This is a genomic window from Treponema saccharophilum DSM 2985, assembly GCF_000255555.1.
GTDB classification, from domain to species: Bacteria; Spirochaetota; Spirochaetia; order Treponematales; family Treponemataceae; genus Treponema_D; species Treponema_D saccharophilum.
The window spans coordinates 1-24071 of sequence record NZ_AGRW01000042.1; the positions used below are offsets into that span (position 1 = coordinate 1).

The following is a 24071-nucleotide window of genomic DNA, read 5'->3' on the forward strand; positions in this document are numbered from 1 at the left end:
CCGACCGAGTAGGAACGGCGGGGTTTTTTTCACTTTTGATTCTGGATTCCGACTTCTTTTTCCACGCAGGCGAATGCGTCCATTCGCGCCTGTATCATGATTTCCCTGTCGCGCGACGGGTCTGCAATCTTGAACGAAAGCTCGCCGCTTTGCGACGTTCCCGTAATTTCCCCAGGCCCGCGCAGCTTCAAATCTTCCTCGGCGATTTTGAATCCGTCTGTCGTCTCGTAAAGCACTTTCATCCGCGCGATTCCGTTTTCCGTAATGTCCTTCCGGTAAATCAGGAAGCAGTACGATTGCGCATCCCCGCGTCCGACGCGCCCGCGCAGCTGGTGAAGCCCCGCAAGCCCGAAGCAGTCCGCCTGCTCGATGACGATGCACGTCGCGTTCGGGACGTCGACGCCGACTTCGACGACCGTCGTCGCCACGAGAACCTGTATATCGTTTTTCCTGAAATCGTCGAGAATCCGCGCGGTCTCGTCCTCGTCGACTTTTCCGTGCACAAGCCCGACCTTGAATTCCGGGTAGATTTGCGTCCGCAAAAATTCGTACATCTCCTCGGCGCTTTTCATTCCCTTTTTGTCGTCTTCTGAAAATTCCCCGCTTTCGATTGCCGGATAGACGAAATACGCCTGATGGCCCGCGCGAAGCTCGCCGCGGACTGCCTCGTATGCGTTCCGCTCGTTTCCCTCACGCGTGAGGAACGTGCGGATTGGTTTCCTTCCGTTGGGCATCGTTTTTATCGTCAGCACGTCGAGGTCGCCGAAAACGGTCAGCGCGAGCGTTTGCGGAATCGGGGTCGCGCTCATCATAAGAAGGTTCGGTTCCCTGAGCGTCGCGTCCGCGCTGTCGCGTCCTTTTTGCAGAATTGCCGCCCTCTGCACGACGCCGAAGCGGTGCTGCTCGTCGATTATCACAAGGGCGAGGTCCTTGTAGACGACGCTTTTGGAGAAGAGCGCGTGCGTTCCGATAACGATGTCGATGTCGCCCTGCGCGAGCGATGACAGAAGCGGCTTCCGTCCCTTCGCGTTGATGTTCCCCGTGAGGAACGCGACTTTCACGTTGAGCGAGCCGAGCGTCTTCGCGGCGTTTTCCGCGTGCTGCCGCGCAAGAAGCTCTGTCGGTGCCATGAGCGCGCATTGACCGCCGTAATCGATTACCCTGAGCGCGGCGAAGAACGACACGAGCGTCTTTCCGCTTCCGACGTCGCCCTGAAGGAGCGCGCGCATGGAGAACGGACGCCCGCCGCTTTTTCCTGCCGCGGAATAGTTCCTGTCGATGTCGATGTTCATCTGCGTTATCACCGATTTCTGGTCGTCGGTCGGGGAGAAGGGAAGCCGTCCCAAAAGCTCAAGCTGCCGCGGCGAGAGCGTCTTTTGGAATTCCTCGTCGCTGTATTTTTTCTGCTCGTCAATCTCCGTCAGCCCCGTCTCCTCGTTCACTTTGGGGATTTTCCCTTTGTGCATCAGCGCAAGGTGCGCGATTTCCTTCTGGAAAAGAAAAAGTTCCTCGTATATGAGCGTCCGCCTTGCGTCCATCGCATCCTGAAGCGTTTCCGGCAGATGGATTTTTTTCAGCGCGTCCTGCTTCGTCATGAGCGAGCGCTTCTGCGCGATTTCCGGCGGAACCTCGTCGTCGATTCCGATTGCGTATTGGGCGATTGCGCGCTCGATGAACGCGCTTATCTGCCTGCTCGAAAGCCCCTCCGTCTGTCGGTAAATCGGGATGACGCGGCTGTTCGGAATCGGATGCGTGACGAAATCGGCGAGCCGCCCGCCCTCGCTTATTTTGACCGCCTCGAACTGCGAGCTTTGCAGCGAATTGTATTTTATGGAGAAAATGCCGTCGAGCGCGATAATCATCCCGTCCCTGAGCGATTTTTCGAGCCACGGCCTGTTGAACGCGACAAGCTCGGCCTGGGCGCTTCCGTCCGTCACGGTGAGCTTGAGCGTTTTCATCGTGCCGTAGCCGAACCAGCTGTGCTCCGTAATCTGCGCGATTGTGTGCGCTTTTGCCTGCGAGCCTGATTTTGCCGCGGAAAGGCATTCGAAAAGCGAGACCTTCCTCGTCCTGTCGTCGTAATCCCTCGGATAGAAATGGAGGATGTCCGCGATTGTGAAAATGTTGAGCCGCTTGAGCAGTTCCTCCGTGGAACGCCCGACTTTCGGAATCGTTGTGACCGAATTCAGTATTTCAGAAGATTTCATGCCGTTTTTTAATGAAGCCCGTGCGGAAATCCCCGTCATTTTCCGGTGCGGGCGGGTTCTCGTGTTCCGTTCGGCGGAGGCCCGCGGGGAAAGGCGTCCGCCGGAAAATCCGTCAGCGCGCCAGCAGCATAAACAGCCGCTCCGTCCCCGTTCTCAGCACGATATAGGAGACCGCCAGCGCCATGAGCGATATGACGAGCGCGCCCCTGAACGAAATCGAGCGCCCCTTGTAGAACGGCGCCGCGATTCTGAACAGCATCGGCGAGATTGAGCGGTCGAGCGTGTCCCAAATCGTTCCGTATGTCGATTTCGTCATGAAAAGGACGATGAGCCGTATCGCGATGACGACAATCAGAAGAATGAGAATCGACGAGATGATGTTCCAGACGAGCGAGAGCGCGAGGATTGCGATTGTCTTCGGCGTTATCGCGTTTGCCTGCGACAGCGAGCCGAGAACGTATGAGATTCCCCACAGCACGCACAGCGCCACCGCCGCCGAAAAGTCGAACCCCGCGAACCTGAGCGGCAGATGCCGGAACAGGTCGAGAAACGGGTCGCATATCCGCGAGAGCGTCCGCCCGAATTTGCTGTAATTTGCCTGCGGAATCCACGTCATGAATATCCGCACGAAACATACGAACGCGTAAACAGAAACTACCGTCGATGCGTAGCGAAAAAGTGCGCTGAAAGCCATTTTTTGTTCTCCTCCGGGACATATATATCGTCCCGTATTTCATTTTTTTTCAAATTTTCCGGAATTTCCGCTTCCGGAACACAAAAAGTAAAAAGCCGGACGCGCTGCCGGTTACGGTAAGACCTTTTTCGTCCTCATACCGTCCAGACGTTCTTGACGAGCGGATTGTCGCGCAGTCGTTCGAGGTATTCTTTTCCCGCCTGCGCAGTGATTTTTTCCGACGCCTTTATCATGTACGATTTTCCCTCCGAATTGACGTGTATGAAAAGCGAGCAGGGACCGGAACTGCCGAAGAAGAATTCCTTGAGGTCGAACAGCATTTTGTCGTTCGCGACATTGTCGGCAACCTGTATGTGGACCTCCGTCACGGCCCTTTCCTCTATCTTTTCGGGCAAGTCGATTTTGTCCACGATGAACGACGGCTTGTCGCGCTTCTCGTCCGTGCTGACTTTGCCGATGAACGCGTAGACCTTCTCGTTCACAAGTTTGTCCTTCACCTCGTTCCACGTGCTTTCGAAGAACGTGAGGTCGAATTCGCCGTTGAAATCCTTCGCCTTCGCGAAAGCCATGTTCTTTCCCGTCTTCGTCGTATACGGGTGCAGGTCGGAAAGCATTCCCACCGCGGTGAACGTCTTCCCCACGAACCTGTTCTGCCACGATGACTGGCCGGAACTCTCGAACGCCTTCCGCGATGCCTTCTCCGACTGCGTGACCTGCGCGATGTTCGCCGAGCTTAAATTCGCCTTGTCGAATGCGCTGCGGTACTCGTCGAGCGGATGGCCGGAAATGAAGACGCCGATGATTTCCTTCTCCATGTTCAGTTTCTCCAGGTTCGAGATGTCGGGAAGCTCCCTGTACTTGAAATCCGAGTACACTTTCTCGTCCGTGCCGCTGAACAAGTCGAGCTGCCCGTTGTCCGAGCCCGTCGTGACGTCCTCCGCATACGTGAACGCGGCGTCGAGGTTTTCGAGAAGGGTGGGGCGGTTCTTGTCGAGGCCGTCGCAGCCGCCGCACCTGATGAGAACTTCGATTGCCTTCCTCGTAATCGGAAGCTTGCCCGTTGCGTCCTTCCTCGACACGATTCTCTTGAGGAAATCGATGAAGTCGGTGAATTTTCCGTTCTCGTTGCGCTCGTCCACAATCGTGCGCGCCGCCGCCTCGCCCATTCCCTTGATGCCGAGAAGCCCGTAGACAATCTCGCCGTTCACGACGTCGAAATACACGTCCGATTTGTTCACGTCAGGCGCGAGGACTTTTATCCCCATGCGGCGCGACTCCGCAATGTAGAACGGAAGACCGTCCGTCGTCGAGATTTCGTTTCGGAGGTTTGCCGCCATGAATTCGGCGGGGTAGTTCGCCTTGAGCCAGCCCGTCCTGTACGCGAGCACGGAATACGCCGCCGCGTGCGATTTGTTGAAGCCGTATCCCGCGAACGGAATCATAATCTCGAAAATATCCTCGGCGTGCTCCTTCGTGAAGCCCTGCTTTATTGCGCCCTCGACGAATTCGACTTTTTTTCCCATGAGGACTTCCGGCTTTTTCTTTCCCATCGCGCGCCTGAGCATGTCCGCGCCGCCGAGGCTGAATCCCGCAATCCGCTGCGAGACCTGCATGACCTGTTCCTGATAGACCATGACGCCGTACGTTTCCTTGAGAATCGGCTCAAGGCACGGGTCGGGATAATGCACCGTCTCGGGTTTCCATTTTCCGTCGATGTAGTTCGGGATGTAGTCCATCGGGCCGGGGCGGTAGAGCGCGTTGAGGGCGACCAAATCCTCGAGTTTTTCCGGCTGGAACTGCCTGAGGATTTTCTGCATTCCCGGCGACTCGAACTGGAAGACTGCGACGCTGTCGCCTCTCTTGAAAAGGTCGAACGTCTTTTTGTCCGTCTCGCTCACGTTCGCGCAGACAAAATCCGGCTCGCCTTCCTTCTTGTGCCTGTTGATGATTTCCTCGGCGTAGCGGATGAGCGAGAGCGTCTTCAGCCCGAGGTAGTCGAATTTCACAAGCCCGCACGGCTCGATGATGTCCATCGTGTACTGGACGCCCACCTCGCCCGTCTTCGAGTCCTTGAATACCGGCGCCCAATCGGGGAGGGCTGTCAGCCCGATTACCATTCCCGACGCGTGGAGTCCCGTGTTCCGCTTGCAGTTCTCGAGCTTGAGCGCGATGTCGAACAGACGCTCGTATCTCGGGTCGTGCCGGTATTCGGCAAGCTGGCCGCCGTCGGGGAATTTCTCGTTCGGCGGGTCGAAGCAGTTCTTGAATTTCGCCTTGAGGTTCGTCGAAACCTTGCTTTTGAGCATGTTCACTTCGGGAATCGGGATGCCGAGAACGCGCCCGACGTCCGCGATGCAGTTCTTCGGCTTGAGCGTTCCGAACGTGACGATGTGCCCTACCTGCGGTTCCCCGTACAGGTCGCGCGTGTGCTGGATTATGTCCTGCCGGTAATCGAAGTCCATGTCGACGTCGAAATCCGGCATCGAGACGCGCTCCGGATTCAAAAATCGCTCGAAAATCAGCTTGTAGCGGAACGGGTCGATGTCCGTAATCGTCATGCAGTACGCGACGAGCGAGCCTGCGCCCGAACCGCGTCCCGGCCCAATCGGAATGTACGGCTTTGGGCGGTTGTTCACGTTGTCGTACGTCGATTTCGACCAGTTGATGAATTCCCAGACGATGAGGAAGTAGCCGGAGAAGCCCATCTGGAAGATTACGCCGAGCTCGTATTCCGCACGCTCGCGGATTTCCGGCGTGATTTCCTTGTAGCGCATCCGCAATCCTTTCTCCACGATGAAGCGCATGTAGTCGTCCTGGTTTTTCGTGTAGTCGTCGTGCTTCTGGAATTCCTTCGGAAGCTCGAACCGCGGGAGGCACGCTTTCAGTTCCGGCGTCGTGTACTGATGGATTGTCAGGTTGCACATGTTCGCGATTTTTATCGTGTTCTCGTACGCTTCCGGCAACTCGGGGAAAAGCGCCCGCATCTCTTCCTCGGTCTTGAAGTAGAATTCATCCCTGCCTTCGACGCCCATTTTCTGATGCGGCTCGTCGAGGAGGCGTTTGAAGCCGATACATCTGAGCGCGTCCTGCGCAATCGCGTCGTCCTTCTCCACATAATGGATGTCGTTCGTGACGACGAGCGGGATGTCCAGCTCGTGCGCCATCTTGATGAGCTTCTCGTTCACGAATTTCTGCTCGGGAATGCCGTGGTCCTGAAGCTCGATGTAGTAATGGTCCGGCCCGAAAAGGTTCTTGTACTTGAGCGCGAGCTCCTTCGCCTCGTCGTCCTTTCCCGCAAGGAGCAGCTGCGGAAGCTCTCCCGCGATGCACGCCGAGCAGCAGATGAGCCCCTCATGGTATTTTTCGAGAAGCTCGAAGTCGATTCTCGGCTTTCCGTAATAAAGCCCCTCCGTGAACGCGATTGACGAAAGCCACGACATGTTCTTGTAGCCCGTCTGGTTCTCGCACAGGAGGATGAGGTGGAAGTAATGCGCGTGCCTTCCGCCTTCCTCGCCCGATTTTGAGTATGGAACGTCGTTCTTTTCGGTGTGGCTTCCGTACGCGACGTAGAATTCCTCGCCGACAATCGGGTTGATTCCGTTCACGTGGCACAGCTTCTCGAAATTCAGCGCGCCGAACATGTTCCCGTGGTCCGTGAGCGCGAGCGCGGGCATGTTCAGTTTCTTCGCCTTCGCCACAAGGTCGTCGATTTTCGCGCACGAGTCGAGCAGCGAGTAGTCCGAATGCACGTGCAGGTGGACGAAGTTCGCGACGGGCGTCCCTTCCGGCGCATCCTCGAATTTATGATAATCAGCCATAATGTTTCCTTTCGTCGTTTTGTTTGATGTTTCCTGATGATTCTAGCAAAAAACGACATCGTTTTGCACAATTTTTTGCGCCGTGACGCGGGAGGAAGAAAAGTTTGTGAGTTTTCAGTATGACATATAAAAAGCCCGCGCTTCATAGAAGTGCGGGCTTTTTCGTTTAGCGAAGTTGGAAGGATTATTCCTCTACGACCTCGTCAGCAGCATAGTCTTTTGCAAGGTTCCAAGAGCCTGAAAGTGTTTTTTCGGGCTGGACATTAGCATAGACTGCCAAAGTGTGCTGTGTCGGCTCTGCTGTGTATCCTGTGATGTTTGTCGCGATTGTCTTCACGAAAACAGGATCACCGGGGGTGTCTCCTGTCGGATCAGCGGCGTAAACTTCAACAACGTAAGAACCTGCTGCGAGGTTGGCATGTGCAGCATAGTTTACACCGTATTTTGAGTTCTCAAAAACAGGATAGATATCGACCCAGAAGGTCAATGTCTTGTCGCTGGCTATGTCGATGTCGCTCAAATCTGCGACGTTCCATGCTTTGACAACTTCAAGCTCTTTCGGTTCCGTAGCTGTAATTCCTGCCTGATGTGTTGTGACAGTGGTCTTCGCGCCAAAGTTGTCTGCCTGAAGATCGCTGACGTTGAAGAACTTTGAGATATACATCTGCGGAGCGGTGGAGTTGTTCCTGAAGCCAACTACGAAGAAATTCTTGAGGTTTTCATCTGTGGCTACTGGGGTTATTGTTTCTGTGCCACTCGTGACAGGTGCGGCATCCTTTGATTTGCAGAGATCCCAGATGAATCCCATTGCACCGTTGTGTGTCGTGGTTTCCTGATTATTGAGTGTGATTTTTACAAGCTCGCCTTCATGCTTGAAAGTTGTTGTCTTGTATGCACGATAGATATCTGTCTTTGAAGAATTCGCATAGTTGATTTCGTAATTGCTTCCTGAACCCGTAATTGCGTTCTCAGGATCGTCGTCATCCTCTGCACAAGACACAAACACGCCAGCTGTCGCAAGCAATGCCGCTGTAGACAGTGCTGCCAACACTTTCTTTGAAAGTTTCATAATAATCTCCCTGAGCCTTCCGTATTTGCGCGGGGACGCCAAATCCGCTTTGCGTGCGCAAAAACCGCTGACCTTTGCGTTTCTTGCGCGTGGATTTCAGGTATTCCTTTGCTGAAAGACTCTGTGATAGAGGGTAACACAAAAAAAAAGGATTTGTAAAGTTTTATTCAGATTTTTTACAGAATGATGGAGCCCTCCCGTCCTTAGGTCCAAGCATTCTATGAATGGAGCTGTTCGATAACTTGGTTGCCGCTCAGGTCGACGGGTTCAAAATAGCCTGTTCTGAAACTGAAGTTTTCCGAACAGGTTTGCTATGGGCAAAAATGTGGTTGCCCGCGCCCGTCCTTCAAGGGGCTTTCGGCTTTTTCCGCTTTTTTCTATAATCTCGCATTATGAATACTAAACGAACAGTTGATGAGACAACGCTTGAGAATTTGTTGTATCTCTCACGGCTTTCCCCGGAAAGCACTGATATGGCGACGCTTAAGAAGCAGGTGGATGAGATAGTCGGCTATTTCGACATCCTTTCAAAGTACGACGACAGCGAGAATCCCTACGATGCGTATCCGTCCACCGATGCAGAGAAATTGCGTGAGGATGAAATCGTTCCCGGCCTTGAGATGAAGGACGTCAAGAAGATTAACGAGGCGGAATTCATGGACGGCTATTTCCAGGTTCCGAAAGTCCTCGGCGAGGGCGCGTAAAAATACTGCTCGGGAATTTTCCTGCGCCGCGTCCTGCCGCTTTTTGCGGATTTCGAAAATTGACGATTTGATAGGGGATTTTTTGCTATGATAAACATTTCGAATGATTCTGTGTTCAACCTCAAGCCGATTCCGCTTTCGGATGTCCGCGGGGAGCTTCCCGCGATGCTCATTCCGGGAGAGCAGATTGTCGCCGCGTTCAGGACGGTGCGCGACCAGCTTTTGTTCACGGACAAGCGCATAATCAGCGTGGACGTTCAGGGACTGACAGGAAAGCGCAAGTCGTACACGTCGCTTCCGTATTCGAAAGTGCAGTTCTACACCGTTCAGACGCCCGGGCTTCTTGAGCTTGTCGCCGATTCGGAGCTCGAGCTTATGTTTACGAACGGATTCACCGCGAAGTTCGAGATAAAAGGGAATTTCGACATCCTCGGACTTTGCAAGGTTATTTCGCAGTTCGTCCTGTAAAGGGAATGTCCCGTTAGATTCCGCCTGCGTTCTGCGATGGCGGACATTTTTTTGAGAAGGAAGGAAAAATTTATGTTCCATACAATAGAAGAGACCGTCGCGGCGCTCAAAGACGGAAGCACGACTTCCGCGGCGCTCGTCAAGGAATCGATTGACACGTTCGAGAAGGACAAGTCGGGTGAAAAGCCGCTCAACGCGTTCCTTGAGATTTACGCGTCCGCGCTCGAAAAGGCAAAAGCCGCCGACGAGGAAATTGCGGCGGCGCGGAATGAGGGAAAACTCGACGCGCTTTTTGCGGAGAAGCCGCTTTTGGGTGTTCCGTTCGCGAACAAGGACAACATCTCCGTGCGTGGCGAGCGCCTCACCTGCTCGTCGAAAATCCTTGAGGGATACCGCGCGCCCTACGATGCGACCGTCATTTCCCGCCTGGAGAAAGCGGGCGCGATTCCGCTCGGGCGCTGCAACCAGGACGAATTCGCGATGGGTTCTTCCACCGAATATTCGATTTACGGCGCGACGAGAAACCCGATAAACCGCGACTACGTTTCAGGCGGCTCATCCGGCGGCTCGACCGCGGCTGTCGCGGCCAACCAGTCGCTTTTCGCGCTCGGAACGGAGACGGGCGGTTCTGTCCGCCTTCCCGCAAGCTACTGCGGAGTCTACGGTCTCAAGCCGACGTACGGCGTTCTTTCCCGCTGGGGAGTAGTCGCCTACGGCTCGTCTCTCGACCAGGTCGGAATTATCGGGCACACGCCCCGCGACATCGCGCTTCCGCTTTCGGTGATGAGCGGAGTCGATTTCTACGACGACACGAGCGCGGATTTGCCCGAATCTTCAAAGCTGAAGAATCTTGAGGCGTTCTCCGATTTCGCTTCTCTCAAAATCGCCGTTCCGCGCCAGTTCGAGGAGACGAAGGGACTCGACGAGGACGTGAAGAAGGTTTTCGAGGGCGTGAAATCGTGGTTCGAAAAGAAGGGCGCGAAAATCGAGAGCGTCGACTTGCCCGTTCTTGACGCGTCAATCGCCTCATATTACGTCATCGCGCTTTCCGAGGCGGCGTCGAACCTTTCCCGCTTTGACGGCGTCCGCTACGGCCGGCGCGTTGACGAGGGCAAGGGCTACGACAACCTCTACGTCGACACGAGAAGCGACGGTTTCGGCCCGGAGGTCAAGCGAAGAATCATCATCGGAAACTATGTCCTTTCCGAGCAGTTTTCTGGCGACACGTACAAGAAGGGAATGAGCGTGCGCGCCCGCATCCAGCGCGAGGTTGCCGCTCTTTTCGAGAAATACGACCTCATCCTCTGCCCGACATGCCCAACCGCGGCGTTCCGTCTGGGCGAGAAATACGACGACCCGCTCGCGATGTATTTGAGCGATTTGTACACGGTATTCGTGAACCTCGCGCGCATTCCGTCCGTCTCCGTTCCCGCCGGATTTACGAGCGTGGAGAACAAGGCGTCGTCTTCAATGCCCGTCGGAATCCAGTTCGCCGGAAAAATGTTCAGCGAGGCGAAAATCCTCTCGATTGCACAGGCGTGGGAGAACGAGCACGCAGGCTGCGGTATCCCGGTGAAGGAGTAAATCAAAATGGCTATAGACAAATATGAAATCGTAATCGGCTGCGAAATCCACACGCAGCTTCTGACAAAGACGAAGGCGTTCTGCGCCTGCGAGAACCGTTACGGCGGAATGCCCGACACGCGCGTCTGCCCGGTCTGCCTGGGGCTTCCCGGCGCCATGCCGCGCATTTCGAAAGGCTACGTGGAGCTCGGAGCCGTCGCGGGACTCGCGCTGAACTGCGACATCGCGCGCTTCACGAAATTCGACCGCAAGCACTATTTCTACCCCGACCTTGCGAAGGGCTACCAGATAACGCAGTACGACATCCCGCTCTGCACGAACGGCCACGTCGACCTGCCGATGAGCCACTATCCGGCAGATTCGCTCGAAGGCGGCTCGAACTACCGCCCGAAGAATTTCAAGGGCGAGGACTGCATCGTCGAGTCCAACGGAAAAAAATACCGCCGCGTCAGAATCGAGCGCATCCACCTTGAGGAGGACGTAGGAAAGTCCCTCCATTTGCAGGGCGCGCACTCGTACATCGACTACAACCGCTGCGGAACCCCGCTCGTGGAAATCGTCACCAAGCCGGACATGACAAGCCCGGAGGAGGCGGCGCTCTTCATGCAGACCGTCCAGGAAATCCTCCGCTACGTCCGCGTGACGAACGGAAACCTCGAAGAGGGAAACATGAGGTGCGACGCGAACATCAACTTGAACGTGTGGGAAGACGGGAAACTCTACCACACGCCGATTTCCGAGATAAAGAACCTCAACTCGTTCCAGAAAATCAAGGACGCGTGCGCATACGAGGCGAAGAGGCAGCTTGAGGAATTCATCAACGACAGGCAGGAATTCAACGCCGGTTTCAAGGTCACGATGGGATGGGACGACGCGAAGGGAGAGACCGTCGTTCAGCGAACGAAGAATTCGTTCGTCGACTACCGCTTCACGACCGAGCCTGACATCAAGCCGTTCACCGTGGGCGACGACCTCATCGAGCGTGCCCGCTCCCGCGTAGGCGAGCTTCCCGAGGCGAAGAGAATCCGCCTCAAGAACGAGTTCGGGCTTTCCGACTTCGACGTGGAGACGCTCACGTCGAGCCGCGACCTTGCGCTGTGGTTCGAGGAGGCGGCGAAGGGCGCGAAGAACGTCAAGAAAGTCGCCAACTGGATTCTCGCCGAGCTTCTCGCCGTCCTCAACGAGAAGGGAATATCGATTTCCGACGTCAATATAACGCCCGCGCACATCCGCGACCTCGTCAACGCAATCGAGGACAAGAAGATTTCGAACGCGCAGGGAAAGACCGTCTTCGCGAAGATGCTCGAATCGGGAAAGATGCCCGCCGAAATCATCAAGGCTGAGGGCATGGAGACCGTAAGCGACACCGGCGCAATCGACTCTATCGTCGCCAAGGTAATCGCCGACAACCCGAAGGCCGTAGCCGACTTCAAGGGCGGAAAGACAAACGTCGTCGGCTGGCTCATGGGCCAGGTGATGAAGGCTTCCGGCGGCAAGGTCAACCCAAAAGTCGCGACGGAACTCGTGCAGAAGCATTTGGCAGCACTGTAAAACGCTTTTTAGTATTTTGTAAAAACAAAAAGCACACTTGAAGATAAAACTTTGAGTGTGCTTTGATATATATTTTATTTCGAGGGAATAAAATGAGTATCTTAAAAGATGAAAGCATTACAATTTATGAAGCTTTGCAAAATATCGAAAAAGGTAAATATGTAATGCCTGCTTTTCAGCGACAGTATGTTTGGAATATGTCCCAAATTGAAAAATTATGGGATTCTATTTTGCTAGGCTATCCTATCTCAACATTCTTATTTTGGCATGTCGATGATGAAAATATCACACGAGATACATATTTTTGCTCATTTTTGAAAGAATGTACATTCAATGCACAAAAGAAATCTGTTAGCCCAAATTATGAACTATCTGCCATTAATACAACCATTTCAGATACAGCAGTTCTTGACGGACAACAGAGACTTACTTCACTTTATTTGAGCCTTTTTTCTGATGACATATTTATTCGAGACCGATACGAACGCGGTCAAGGCGGGAAATTTACAAAGCTTTTAATTGAGCTTGATGAGAATAAGATTGAATCTGAATCAACAGAATTCAATTCAAAAAAGTTTGACATTGCATTCACAGAAAAAATAATGCGAATAAGTCCTACTCAGTTTGAATTGAGAAAATTGATTTCCAATTCTGATTTTCGAGACAGCCAAAAGAGAGATAATGCTATAGAAGACGCTATAAAAAGTGTGCCAGTTTCAAGTCGAGATTATGCCAGAAATCTTTTATCTGAACTTTGTGTAAAGGTTTTCGATGAAAAATTGATTCGTTTTACAGAAATCTACGGCATAAATCAAGATGATGCACTCGAGATGTTTGTTCGCTTCAACAGCGGCGGAAATAGACTTAGCAAAGCAGAAATCACAATGTCAATTCTTGAAGCATATTGGTCTGATTCAAAAAAAGAATTCGGCAAAGTCCTGCAAGGTGATTTTGAGGGATATAGCACCGACTTTATCATTAGAACAGCATTGCTTTTGTTTGGAGATGTCTTAAAGTCTAACATCAATGCAAAAACTGCGAGTGAATTAAAGCGAAATTGGGAATATTTCAAAGAAACTTTGAAAAAACTTGCATCTTTACTTTCTTCGCTGAATATTGAAACAAGTCATTTTGCGACAAGTTGGAATATTCTATTGCCTGTAATTTTCTTCATTTACAATAATCCAGATTATGAGCAGGATAAATATGCAATCAGAGCATATATTATTCGAGCAACACTGTTTACTTATTTTAAATCGGGCACAACAAGCAAACTTGTGCAGATGAGAAACAAAATCGTTGATGAATGTGAAAATCGCATTACATTCGGCTTGCTTGACAATATGAGAGAATTCCGAATTACAGATGAACGAATCGAAGATTTGCTCAATCTTGAATATGGAAGCAAAGTTGCAGAAGAGATTTTGTATTATCTAAGTTCCGAATGGAGGGATTCAAAACTTCAATACAATGTTGACCATTTGCACCCTGAAAATGCATTTAATTCAAAACCTCTTTCTCTTACAATGGAAGAATGGAACAAATGCCGTGCAGATAGGAATAAACTCCCAAATCTTGAACTTCTAGATGAATCTTGGAATAAATCAAGGCACGATAAACCTCTTTTCGATTTTTATGAAGATTCTGATGATACTTGGAAAATTCAATTCAAAGAACATGCAATTCTTCCAGAAAATGTATCTCTTGAATTAGAAAACTTCAGAGAGTTTTTTGAAGCAAGAAAGGAATTGCTGAGGGAAAAGATAAAATCAATGCTTCGCTAATACACAAAAAGCACACTTGAAGCTAAAACTTTGAGTGTGCTTTATTTTGGTGAATTAAAAAGAGGAGAAAATATGGAAGCAAGAACGACAATCAGAAAAATGCTTGCGGGAAACTACATCAGCGTTCCAAAATACCAGAGAGCGTACGCTTGGGACAGCGACAAGCAAGTTAAGCAATTTTTTGCAAGACATCGACGATTATATTGCAGGCAAATCTGAAACACCGTATTATTTTGGGCATTTTCTTTTTGAAAATCTCAAAAGCGACGGAGATAATTTTGACATAATCGACGGTCAACAGCGACTCCCTACGATTGAGATTTTTCTTCTTACGCTTGTCTGAATGAGTGCGCTTTCAAAAGCGTTGACAGAGGTAGTCGTTACAATATAATCAAAACTACAGCTTCTGAAATTCTCACAATCTGGGGATAAATGCAATGGATAGGTGGAATTTATGACAGGTGTTTTTACGGTTAGACCGAGCGAAATTACAGACGATTTTGTTAATATGCTCAAAACATTTTTCAAAGACAGAGAACTCGTCATCAGCACGAAAGACGATGACGAAACTGACTATCTGCTTTCAAGCAAAGCAAACAAAGCAGCCCTTTTGCAGTCAATCGAGGATATAAATCGACATAGCGATTTGGTTTCGTTCAAAGAGGCGGATTTGTGATTGTTTCATTTACTCAAAAGTCGCTTGCAGAGTATCAAAGTTGGGCAACGGAAGACAGAAAAATATTTAAGAAAATAAATGATTTGATAAAAGAAATCTGCTTAATGCGATTGAAAAGGTAACAGGTAAAAAGATTCTTGGTCGTGATAGCCAAGAAGTTATAAAAGCGTTCGGCGGAATTCTCTAACCGAATCTCAATAAACACAAACAGCGCACTGTAAGAAGTTTATCCCTTGCGGTGCGCTTTGTTTTGTGTTAGTCGTCTTCGGCAGAATCTCCTACAGGATCCCAATTCGGATTTAAATGACACCCACAATATTTTCTGAGTTTCCCATCTTTTTTATTCATCTCTGAACAAAAAATCTCTTCGACAGTCATTATATAGCAAATAAAAGCTGGGTGATTTGCAGAATTGATAAACTGATTTCGAAAGGCTTTATAACGATTTCTGAGGTCATTCCATAATTCTTCTTTCCTCAATATATCTGCTTTTTCGTCAATATATTTAGAATCCCGTGCAAGAGACCAAGTAAATCCATTATTTTTCTTGTTGTGAATCAATCTTTGAAGTTGTCCGCAGACATTTCGAGAAACGATTGCAACATCAAAGCTAAATTGAAGTTGATTTTCATCATCTTGAAAATGCAATGGAACAGAAATAACGGAAGTTGAATCCTGTCCGTCTGAAAAGCAATCTTTCTTAAAGATTTGCTTATTAAGCATCGTCCGAACAGTATCTTTTAAAACTTTCAAATCCTTGAATTTCTTTGGCAAAGAATCCAATTCGATTTCAAGATTAAAATCAAGGTCAAATGGTCGTTTTTCACCATTTACAACCTTTTGCATGACAAGATGTCTGCCACCGCTTCCGGTAAGATACAGTTTTGACTTGACACCGATTTTCTTGAGTTCTTTTACAAGTGGCTCAAGAAGATTTCGACAACGATTGATGTACTTTTTGTACACCTTTTTATGAACAAAGACATATTCTGAAGTCTTTTTCATAGAAACTCCTTATGTTAAAGATTTTCCCAAGCCGTCCATTCACTTTTCAGTAAATCGCTATAGAATAGTGCGTTTTATAGTTTTATGTAATAGAGAAGTTTTACACATGTCCTTCGATAGTATAAAAAACACACTTTCGAGTGAAAAATCCCAAGAATGCGCTTTGTGCATTCTTGATACCATCCTCCTTTTCCGTAAGATTCTTCACAAGCTCGGAGTTGTTTTCTGTTGTGCATGTTGCCTTGATGAGTTTTTTTAAGTTTTAAAAAAGAAATCCGCAAGGTTCTCTTCAGTTTGTGCACAAAAAAATATCATCTACGCGCATGATGATACTTTGCAAATTTTTTGAAACTAATTTATTATGGTTTTTATGAATTTGAAAACTATTCAAGCTATCATTCTTCAAAATCAGAAACTTTTGTCGGAGGGGGAGTCTGTGGTTCAGAGGACTCTTCGTATTGAGACGATACCGAAAAAAGCGGCGGTTTTGATTGGAATTAGAAGGTGTGGAAAATCCACTTACATACGAAATCTCGTTTCAAGTGAAGTTGATGACAAATCCCTTGTGTGCCATATCGATTTCGCTGATGACCGACTTGTCAGTTTGCAAACTGAGGAGCCGGCTCAAATAGCAGACGCATATTATCAACTCTATCCTGACCATCATGATAAAACAGTTTATTTCTTCTTTGATGAGATTCAATTGGTGAATGATTGGGCTCTTTTTGTGAACCGTCTGCAGAATACTGAAAAATGCCATGTCTTCATAACAGGCTCGTCGGCCAAGATGCTTTCTTGGGAGCTTGCTACGGAATTAGGGGGCAGGACAATGAGTTGGGAACTTTTTCCCTATTCATTCAAGGAGTATCTCTTTGCTCATGGCTTGGACTCAAAAATAAAGATGCTCTCTTCGATTGACAAAGTTCATAACATATTTTCACAATATCTCAAATGGGGCGGATTCCCAGAACTCTTGTATATTCAATCTGAGAATCAAAAAACTCGTTATCTGCAAAACATTGCGATGGATGTCATTTCCAGGGACATCGCTATGCGATACAAAGTCCAGGACCTCCCATTGCTGCATACGCTCATGCTTTTGTTGCTGGGCACCATGTCGAGATCTATCACCGTGAACAAGTTGAAGCAAAAGTTGTCTGGTATGCATTACTCAACTTCCAATGAGTGGATTTCAAAATACATACGCTATTTTTCAGATGCCTACCTTATTTTCCCTGTGGAGATTCTTTCTCCCAATATCGCTGTCCGCTCTGTAAATCCAAAGAAGATTTACTGTGTTGATCATGCACTGGCGCTTGCATGTGATTTCAAACTCTTTAACAATATGGGGGCAGTCCTTGAAAATATGGTTTTTGTCCACTTGAGAAGGCAGACGTTCGATATCCACTATTACAAAACATCGAATGGCCATGAAATAGATTTTGTAACAGGAACCGAGGGCAATCTTAGTCTGTATCAGGTCTGCGTTGATTTGGAGGACGAGGACACAAAAAATCGGGAACTGAGAGCAATAAAAGAAGCCTGCATAGAATTGCAGTGCCAAAGAGCCACGGTTGTTACCCTTCAGCAAACTGAGACGATACATGCCGAAAACTGCGAAATAATGATTGTAAAAGCCGTCGATTGGCTTGTTTGAAAAATCGCACAGGCGCCCGCTTTGGGCGTCTGTCAATTTCCCATCACGCGATGCGAATCTTGTCGAATTCCGAATACGGTTCGAGCATCTGGAGCATAAAGTCGTAAGGCGTCATTGATTTCAAATCTCCAGAAACCACGTCCTCGAATATGGCAGCGGAGGCTCCGCTCACGAGTTTTACGCCTTTCTCGTTTTGCGTCACAGGAAGATGCGCGCTCCGTGCGGCGACGTTCCAGAACACGATTTCTGGAAGTTCATAGCCTGCGTGCTCGAACTTCTTTTTGATGAATTCAAAAGAAGAATCCGTTGAAGAGCAGCAGTCGAATTCCATGTCGGAAACAATCAGAATCCGCTCAATCATTTCCTCTTTCGGAATTTCCGCATTTTTTGCGACGTCAAGAATGAGCTGGTAGACCTTTGCAATATCCGTGTTCGAAACGTCGTCGAATTTTTTTATGAAGTCGAGCTTCTTTTTTAAACTGTCGCAGTTTTCGGGAATCTGAATCAGCTCCGGCTTTTCGCTGAAAGTGATGAAGCTGTTCTTGTACGCGCCCTCAAGCTGCTCCGCAAAAAGAAGAGCCAGCGACGTTGCGATGTTGATTGGCGAAGGCTCGCTCGTCCTGTACATCGAGCCGGAACCGTCGCGGACTACGATTGTCCTTGAGTCGAAACTGCCGCGCTCGAGAGATTTCCAGCTGGCTTCCAACGGAAGTTCCTGTTCCTCTGTCAGACGCTCTGCGTTCCATCTGGTGAAAGGCTCGACAATCTGGTAGGGGTACAGAGTTTGCGTGTTGAGTTTTACCATCTCCTCTTCGGGAATTTCCTCGCCGCGGGATTTTTTTTCCTGCTGCTCGACAACTTTGTTCAGAAATTCCTTGTAGCGTTTTTCGTCGTTGCGCATGAAAGCCTTTCTGTAGCGGAGCATCGCCTGGCTCGGCTGTTTTGAGTAGTCGAAGGTGTAGTCCTTGCGGCGAAGGTTGTCCTCGATTATTTTGATTTCCCTGCGAAGTGCGGAACAGAGTTTCCTGTATTCAACCGCCTTCATTCCGAGCGCCGCCATCAGGATTTTTGCGTGCGCGACACTTTCTTTCGACGACGTATTGATTGAAGGAAGCCACTTTCCGAGGAGACTTACTTCTTCTTTGTTCTCCATCGCTTTCCGGTCTTTCTCAATCTGATTTTTTATCAAAGCGATTGCTTCGTCCTGCGCTGGCGTTCCGAACAGAACTAGAAGGTCGTCGTAGCGGCCGTATTCAGGAACCGCGCAAACGACCTGTTTTGCCACGTCCGGAGAAAACTGGGACAGTTCCTTCAAAAGTTCTCGGAAACTGTTTCTCTCTCCAAGTCCGCCTCTGATGTTTCTCATGTAAAAAAGAATCTTGATTGCGAGTAGAGGATTCTCGGCGTAGGCTTTTGCAAAAAGTTTTTCCAAATCGGGAAGATTCCGTCTCATTCCGCCGCACAGCGAGAAGAAATCAAGGCAGGCCGAGCCCGAAGTTTTGTAGGCAATGTCGCCGTTTTCAGTTCTGGTGTGATTCAACAACTTGCTGATTGCTTGCAACGCATTCATTTTTTTGCCTCCCAAAAAAAAATTGCCGCCGGCAAACAAGATTCTTGTATGGAATCGAACCATTTTACACCGTTGATTGCTGTTTGAATCTTTAAATTTTGCCGGCGGCACAAGGCACATTTTTTTTCCTAGTGCTCTACCTTCTGAGCTACAATCCGCAAAAGCGAACTGGCGGGGGTCGAACCCGCGACACCTGGGTCGGTAAAAGTTTTGCTGTCAGTGCCTTTATGTTTTTTACTTTACCACGAGTGATTTGGACAATCACGGAAAAAAAGGTGCGAAAATGAATGCGATGCTTTTAAATATTCAACGCTTTTTAGCAGAAGATGAATTTCGTGAGCCAGTGCAGGACGAAAATGGCGATGCAGCAGCCCATGAGGACGTATGTCGATATCCTCTTGACCTGCGGTTTCTTTCTTGAAGAAAAAAGCAAACGGATTCTTCACTTGTTTTGCGAAGAATCCGTTTTTTTGTTGCGGAAACGCCGGCCGCTAGACCGTGAACCTGTCCACCTGCTCGCCGATGTCGCTGATTGACTGTTTCATCACGCCTGTGATGTCGCCCAGAGCTGAGCCTGCGTCGTTAATCTTGCCCGCGTTCAAGCTCATCTGGGACATGCTTTCTTTGATTGTGTCGGTCTCGTTCTGGAGGGTGCCGACATCGTCGATAATCGTCTGTGAATTCGCCGTCATCTTTTTGGACGCGCTCTGAACCTACCGCCTGCATTATGCGCCTCCTAATTTTTGTATGTACATTGTGTATTCGTACCGACAAGGAAAAACTGTCAAGTGCCGTTTGAACTGCTATACTATGGTGAAATTCGAAATAACTGAATTTTTTAGATAGTCATATAATTAGGAACACTGTTATGAATGAATTTTTCGGAAAGGATAGGGCGGATGACTTGTTTTTGATTCAAATCCGCTTGTTTCGTCTTGCTCAGGCAAAATGGAATGTCGACGAAGAAAAATGCAGCAGCATTTTCAACAAGTACAAGGTCTATGATTATATTGGGACTTGCTATGATTTTTTTCACATTCAAGGTGATGATGCAAATCTTTTGGACATCGAATCTTATCTAGTGAACAATGGAGCGGCAATATGATTTTGACTAATGGAATAACGCTGTACCATGCAAGCTACAAACCTGTAGAAAAAATAGATTTGTCGCTTTGTGCTGCCGGAAAAGATTTTGGAAAAGGATTTTATGTTACGACTGACTACAAACAGGCTTGTCGTTTCATAAGGACTTCAATTGGAAAGGCGTTGAAAAATCATGTGGCAGATGTGAAAAGTGATACCGGATATGTTTCTGTGTTTGAGTATGGACAGAATTCGTCCACTGAGGTCAATTACTATGAATTCAGTTCTGCAGACGAGAATTGGATCCACTGCGTGGTTGCTCATAGAAAATTCGGTATATTAGATGGCGAGCTTGAGAGATGGAGAAACTACGATATCATCGCGGGGAAAATAGCAAATGATTCGACAAACCAGGTTCTTACGGCTTATATAAATGGATTTTATGGTGAAGTCGGTTCGTATGAGGCAGATGAAACTGCCATCAAATTCTTGTTGCCGAACAAGCTTTCCGACCAAATATGTTTCAGGACGGAAAAGGCTCTGGCAAATTTGACTTTTAAGGATTGTAAAATCGAAATACTGGAGGGATGACATGGTGTTGAGCAAGTATGAATACAGCATGGAGCTTCTTGCGGCAATGGCTTGCAAAACGATTGCGGAGCGGCATAAAATCGCGCCTATAGTTGCGTTTGATAGTTTTATAAAATCGCAGACCGCAAAAATGCTTTTTGATGAGAGAACCGCTTTTTGGTGCAATGGTCCTGATTACATCGCAGATGAATATGAGCGTGAAAAAACAATATGAATCCTGCCGCCTCTTCATTCTCCTTTCCCCGATTCGCTTGAACGCGAAAAAAATGATAATCTTTGTGCATGAACCAGATTCCTTCTCCTTCGCGAAAGCGGCTCGTGACCCTTTCGCAGATTCTTTCCTAGCTTGAAGAAAAAAGCAAACGGATTCTTCACTTGTTTTGCGAAGAATCCGTTTTTTTGTTGCGGAAACGCCGGCCGCTAGACCGTGAACCTGTCAACCTGCTCGCCGATGTCGCTGATTGACTGTTTCATCACGCCTGCGATGTCGCCCAGAGCCGAGCCTGCGTCGTTAATCTTGCCCGCGTTCAAGCTCATCTGGGACATGCTTTCTTTGATTGTGTCGGTCTCGTTCTGGAGGGTGCCGACATCGTCGATAATCGTCTGTGAATTCGCCGTCATCTTTTTGGACGCGCTCTGAACCTGCCGCGTGCTGTCCTTCATCTGTGAAAGCGCGTCGGTGATGAGCGTCGAGCCCTCGCTCTGCTCCTGCATAGCGGTCTTAATCTGATGGACAAGCGTGTCGGTTGAGCGGACTTCGCTTGCAAGGTCGGCAAATCCCTCGACGCCCTTTTCCGTAGCCTCGACGACTTCCTTAATCTTGCTCTGAATCTCGGAAAGCTGCTCGCCGATTGTCGCCGACTGCTCGCTCGACGTTTCGGAAAGCTTCCTGATTTCGTCGGCGACGACCGCAAATCCCTTTCCTGCCGCGCCCGCGTGCGCCGCTTCGATTGCCGCGTTCATCGCGAGGAGGTTCGTCTGCTCAGCGATTGATGCGATAACCGCGTTCGCCTCGCTCAGAAGGTTCGACTGGTTCTCGATTTCGCTGATTTTCTGCTGCAGCGCCTCCTGCGATTTCGCGCCGTCCTCCGAGCTTTTCGCAATCTTTGCGAACGAGGACGCCATCTTGTCGACGGAGCGGTTCACCTCGCTGATGTTTCCGACCATCTCTTCGACCGCGCTCGACGCTCCCTCGACGCTCTCGCTCTGGGTGCCAATCAGGTTCTCGAGCGACGTTATGTTTTCCAGGATGCTTTCCACGTTTGCTGACGTCTGCTCGACGCAGGAGCTCTGGCTTCTCAGGTTGCCGTCAAGGGCGTGTATTCCGCCCGTGATGAGCTCGATTGCGTCCATGGCGGCTGCCGTCGTTCCGCCGAGCTTTTCGCCCGCGAGCGAAAGCGAAGATTTCGAATGCTTCATGCTGCCGATAAGGGCCTGCAGTTTTTCCGAATAAAGGTTGAAGCTCTCGGCAACTGCGCCGATTTCGTTCTTTTCGTTGATGTTCAGCCTGTTCGAGAGGTTCCCGTGTCCCTCCGCGATTTCCTGCGCGTTCTTGCTGATGTCGTCTGCCATGTTTTTGAGCGGGCTGAGTTTCCTTTTCATAAAGAACGCAGTCGAAAGCGCGAAGAACAAACCAAGGACGACGCAGATGATGAGCGATTGCGTCATCGTCTGCATGAAGCTTTTGTTGACAGTCTTGAGCGGGCAGCAGACCACGATTTCGTAGTCCGTTTTTTCGTTGATGATGGATTTCGTCAGGTAAAATTTGTTGTCCATCATGATTTTGCCCTCAGTCTCATTTGTCTTTATGTATTCGGCAAGCTCGGGAATGTCGAGGTCGTTGATGTTCTTGAATGCCGCGCTCCTGCTTCCCGTGTCGGCAAGGATGAACCCGTCCTTCTGGAGCATGACGACGGAAGCGCCCTCGCCGAAATCCAGCGTGGAAAGAATGCTCGTCAGCTTTTCGAGAGAGATGTCAAGCCCCGCGTTTCCGAGAAAATTGTTGTCGAAATCCGTGACGCTGCACACGATGCTGACGACCAGAGTGCCGCTCGTCGTTTTGTACGCGCTCGTGATTACGGGATTTCCGCCGCCGTTCGTGGCGTCCTTGTACCACTGGCGGCTTCTCGGGTCGTAGCCTCCCGATTTTGAGTGTGAGAGGTTCGTCGCGTAGCCGCCCCATTTCGTGCCGAAAAAAACTTCCGACGTGTCCTTGTCGATGTTCGAGAATTCCTGTGCCGTGGCGCGGATTTTCAGCTCCGTCGGGCTTTTCTCGTATTCGGAAATCTGAATCGTTCCCGTCTCGTTTATGAACGAATGGATTGTTTCGTCAGCAGATTTTACAGACTCCGCTGTGCAGAAGAATTTGACGGAATCCTCTTTTGCCGTGAAAAAGATGTTGATTGAATTGGAAAAATCTTTCAGGACGTTTTCCGCCGACGTGTAAAAGTCGTACATCGCCTTTTTCTCAAACGAAAGTCCTACGACAATTTGCGAAATGCCGATAACCAAAAGAATTATAATGAACTCGCTGAGCGCGAATTTGCCTGCCAGTGACATTTTTTTTCGATGTTTCATACTGTATCCCCCGGAGTGAAAGTAAAATCTGACTTTTTATTATAAGATATGTCCGTATAAAATGTTGATTTAATAGTCGCGGACAAAGAAAGTTTTTATTCCGCTGCGATTCGTACAGAATCTTAGAATATCATTTATACCTCAACCAACACTGTTTTTGACGGCGCTCTAGTATACTGGTTTTCATTTCAAGAAGCTATTGCCCGAGGCGCTCTTCAGCCGTTTTTCTTTCATGAAAAAAATTGCCCCGGACGCGCATGTTGTCCTATAATTAAGGCAAGGTATGCGGAGCGGAGGAGAGAATGACGGAGATGCTTTCGAAAAAAGAGGTTGCGGAGATGCTTTCGAAGATGGAGGGGAGCGGCGGCGGAACGCGCGTTTCCAACGGGGATGTGTCGGAGGCTTCGAGGCGGCTCGTCCGCGATATGGGCGCGTATTTTTTTTCGGCGCTCGATGTCCCGTGCTATTTCGGGAACGGAATCGGGGGCGCGGATGTGGACAAAATCGATTTCGGTGACTTTATCCGCTCGATAAATTCGCGCGCGATTCTTACGTCGGCTTCGTTCGGGGGCGTGCGGGCTTTTGCGGAAATCGACCCGCTCCTTTTCGGCGCAATGTTCTATGACCGGGCAATCAGCTTCCTGAACGGCGAGCTTGAGGATGCGTCCGGCGAGGAAGAAAAGTTCATTGAGCGCCTTTTTGAGAAAATCGAGCGGAGCGGGTTCCATGAATACGGAAAAAAGCAAATCGCGGAGATGGAGCGCACCGCGACGAAACCGGTTCTCCTCATTCTCCAGCGCGATTTCTCCGCGTTTTTCGATGTTCCCGTGCCCGATGATTTTCGTACGGTGCAGTATCCGTCCGAGTTTTCGGAAATCATCGCGCCCGAAACGTCCGGCGTGCTGATTTCGGTTGAAAGCAAAATCGGCGAAAGTTCCGGTTTCGTGGAATTTTTCCTGCCCGACACGCTCCTGAAAAAAAAGAGCGGAAATTCGTGAGATTTTTTTAAAAAAAAGTATTCGGCTATTGACAA

Annotated in this window: 21 protein-coding genes; 13 read left to right on the top strand and 8 right to left on the bottom strand. The window is 49.4% G+C overall.

Annotation, left to right across the window (positions count from 1 at the left end; genetic code table 11):
• Positions 1-29: 29 nt before the first annotated feature.
• From recG to TRESADRAFT_RS05200, 4 genes are all read right to left on the bottom strand, one after another.
• Positions 30-2207, bottom strand: a complete 2178-nt coding sequence (gene recG / locus TRESADRAFT_RS05185; protein WP_040842336.1) for an ATP-dependent DNA helicase RecG — start codon at positions 2205-2207, stop codon at positions 30-32.
• A gap of 112 nt (positions 2208-2319) precedes the next feature.
• Positions 2320-2901 carry a YggT family protein gene (locus TRESADRAFT_RS05190; RefSeq protein WP_002703497.1) on the bottom strand — a complete coding sequence of 194 codons (582 nt, stop codon included), beginning with the start codon at positions 2899-2901 and terminating at the stop codon, positions 2320-2322.
• 134 nt (positions 2902-3035) lie between these two features.
• Positions 3036-6719, bottom strand: coding sequence for a DNA polymerase III subunit alpha (gene dnaE, locus TRESADRAFT_RS05195; RefSeq protein WP_002703498.1), 3684 nt, complete (start codon positions 6717-6719; stop codon positions 3036-3038).
• Between the two features lie 184 nt (positions 6720-6903).
• Positions 6904-7788, bottom strand: coding sequence for a hypothetical protein (locus TRESADRAFT_RS05200; protein WP_002703499.1), 885 nt, complete (start codon positions 7786-7788; stop codon positions 6904-6906).
• Positions 7789-8180: 392 nt separating this feature from the next.
• On the opposite strand from TRESADRAFT_RS05200, the gene gatC reads away from it, so the two are divergent.
• From gatC to TRESADRAFT_RS16810, 8 genes are all read left to right on the top strand, one after another.
• Positions 8181-8492: an Asp-tRNA(Asn)/Glu-tRNA(Gln) amidotransferase subunit GatC gene (gene gatC / locus TRESADRAFT_RS05205; protein ID WP_040842326.1), complete on the top strand. Its 312-nt coding sequence runs from the start codon at positions 8181-8183 to the stop codon at positions 8490-8492.
• A gap of 87 nt (positions 8493-8579) precedes the next feature.
• A complete protein-coding gene (locus TRESADRAFT_RS05210; protein ID WP_002703501.1) occupies positions 8580-8960 on the top strand; it encodes a PH domain-containing protein in 381 nt (126 codons plus the stop codon).
• 72 nt (positions 8961-9032) lie between these two features.
• The gene (gatA, locus tag TRESADRAFT_RS05215) at positions 9033-10544 is read left to right on the top strand and encodes an Asp-tRNA(Asn)/Glu-tRNA(Gln) amidotransferase subunit GatA (RefSeq protein WP_002703503.1); all 1512 of its coding nucleotides are present in this window, start codon (positions 9033-9035) and stop codon (positions 10542-10544) included.
• Between the two features lie 6 nt (positions 10545-10550).
• Positions 10551-12095, top strand: coding sequence for an Asp-tRNA(Asn)/Glu-tRNA(Gln) amidotransferase subunit GatB (gene gatB, locus TRESADRAFT_RS05220; RefSeq protein WP_002703506.1), 1545 nt, complete (start codon positions 10551-10553; stop codon positions 12093-12095).
• Positions 12096-12187: 92 nt separating this feature from the next.
• On the top strand, positions 12188-13879 hold the full coding sequence (locus tag TRESADRAFT_RS05225) for a DUF262 domain-containing protein (protein ID WP_002703508.1): 1692 nt from the start codon (positions 12188-12190) through the stop codon (positions 13877-13879).
• A 103-nt stretch (positions 13880-13982) separates the two neighbouring features.
• On the top strand, positions 13983-14222 hold the full coding sequence (locus tag TRESADRAFT_RS16805; protein WP_040842327.1) for a GmrSD restriction endonuclease domain-containing protein: 240 nt from the start codon (positions 13983-13985) through the stop codon (positions 14220-14222).
• A gap of 111 nt (positions 14223-14333) precedes the next feature.
• Positions 14334-14555: a hypothetical protein gene (locus TRESADRAFT_RS05235; protein WP_002703512.1), complete on the top strand. Its 222-nt coding sequence runs from the start codon at positions 14334-14336 to the stop codon at positions 14553-14555.
• Positions 14552-14677: a type II toxin-antitoxin system YoeB family toxin gene (locus tag TRESADRAFT_RS16810; protein ID WP_081478499.1), complete on the top strand. Its 126-nt coding sequence runs from the start codon at positions 14552-14554 to the stop codon at positions 14675-14677. The genes TRESADRAFT_RS05235 and TRESADRAFT_RS16810 overlap by 4 nt, the downstream gene beginning before the upstream one ends.
• A 133-nt stretch (positions 14678-14810) precedes the next feature.
• On the opposite strand, the gene TRESADRAFT_RS05240 is transcribed toward TRESADRAFT_RS16810, so the two are convergent.
• Positions 14811-15560, bottom strand: a complete 750-nt coding sequence (locus tag TRESADRAFT_RS05240) for a hypothetical protein (protein ID WP_002703514.1) — start codon at positions 15558-15560, stop codon at positions 14811-14813.
• Between the two features lie 370 nt (positions 15561-15930).
• On the opposite strand from TRESADRAFT_RS05240, the gene TRESADRAFT_RS05245 reads away from it, so the two are divergent.
• Positions 15931-17217 (top strand): ATP-binding protein, encoded by a 1287-nt coding sequence (locus tag TRESADRAFT_RS05245; RefSeq protein WP_159100032.1) that lies wholly within the window; start codon positions 15931-15933, stop codon positions 17215-17217.
• A 43-nt stretch (positions 17218-17260) separates the two neighbouring features.
• On the opposite strand, the gene TRESADRAFT_RS05250 is transcribed toward TRESADRAFT_RS05245, so the two are convergent.
• Positions 17261-18787 (bottom strand): DUF2828 family protein, encoded by a 1527-nt coding sequence (locus tag TRESADRAFT_RS05250; protein WP_002703521.1) that lies wholly within the window; start codon positions 18785-18787, stop codon positions 17261-17263.
• A 491-nt stretch (positions 18788-19278) separates the two neighbouring features.
• Positions 19279-19479 carry a hypothetical protein gene (locus TRESADRAFT_RS05255; RefSeq protein WP_002703522.1) on the bottom strand — a complete coding sequence of 67 codons (201 nt, stop codon included), beginning with the start codon at positions 19477-19479 and terminating at the stop codon, positions 19279-19281.
• A 176-nt stretch (positions 19480-19655) separates the two neighbouring features.
• On the opposite strand from TRESADRAFT_RS05255, the gene TRESADRAFT_RS05260 reads away from it, so the two are divergent.
• Genes TRESADRAFT_RS05260 through TRESADRAFT_RS05270 form a run of 3 tightly spaced genes read left to right on the top strand, consistent with a single transcriptional unit; the run spans position 19656 to position 20675 of the window.
• Positions 19656-19892, top strand: a complete 237-nt coding sequence (locus TRESADRAFT_RS05260; protein WP_002703524.1) for a DUF3791 domain-containing protein — start codon at positions 19656-19658, stop codon at positions 19890-19892.
• The gene (locus TRESADRAFT_RS05265; protein WP_002703526.1) at positions 19889-20461 is read left to right on the top strand and encodes a DUF3990 domain-containing protein; all 573 of its coding nucleotides are present in this window, start codon (positions 19889-19891) and stop codon (positions 20459-20461) included. The genes TRESADRAFT_RS05260 and TRESADRAFT_RS05265 overlap by 4 nt, the downstream gene beginning before the upstream one ends.
• 1 nt (position 20462) lies before the next feature.
• Positions 20463-20675, top strand: a complete 213-nt coding sequence (locus TRESADRAFT_RS05270; protein WP_002703528.1) for a hypothetical protein — start codon at positions 20463-20465, stop codon at positions 20673-20675.
• A 206-nt stretch (positions 20676-20881) separates the two neighbouring features.
• Here TRESADRAFT_RS05270 and TRESADRAFT_RS14975 read toward each other — a convergent pair whose 3' ends face one another.
• On the bottom strand, positions 20882-23038 hold the full coding sequence (locus TRESADRAFT_RS14975; RefSeq protein ID WP_002703530.1) for a methyl-accepting chemotaxis protein: 2157 nt from the start codon (positions 23036-23038) through the stop codon (positions 20882-20884).
• A 302-nt stretch (positions 23039-23340) separates the two neighbouring features.
• Here TRESADRAFT_RS14975 and TRESADRAFT_RS05280 point away from each other — a divergent pair, with 302 nt between their 5' ends.
• The gene (locus TRESADRAFT_RS05280; protein WP_002703532.1) at positions 23341-24036 is read left to right on the top strand and encodes a hypothetical protein; all 696 of its coding nucleotides are present in this window, start codon (positions 23341-23343) and stop codon (positions 24034-24036) included.
• Positions 24037-24071 lie beyond the last annotated feature (35 nt).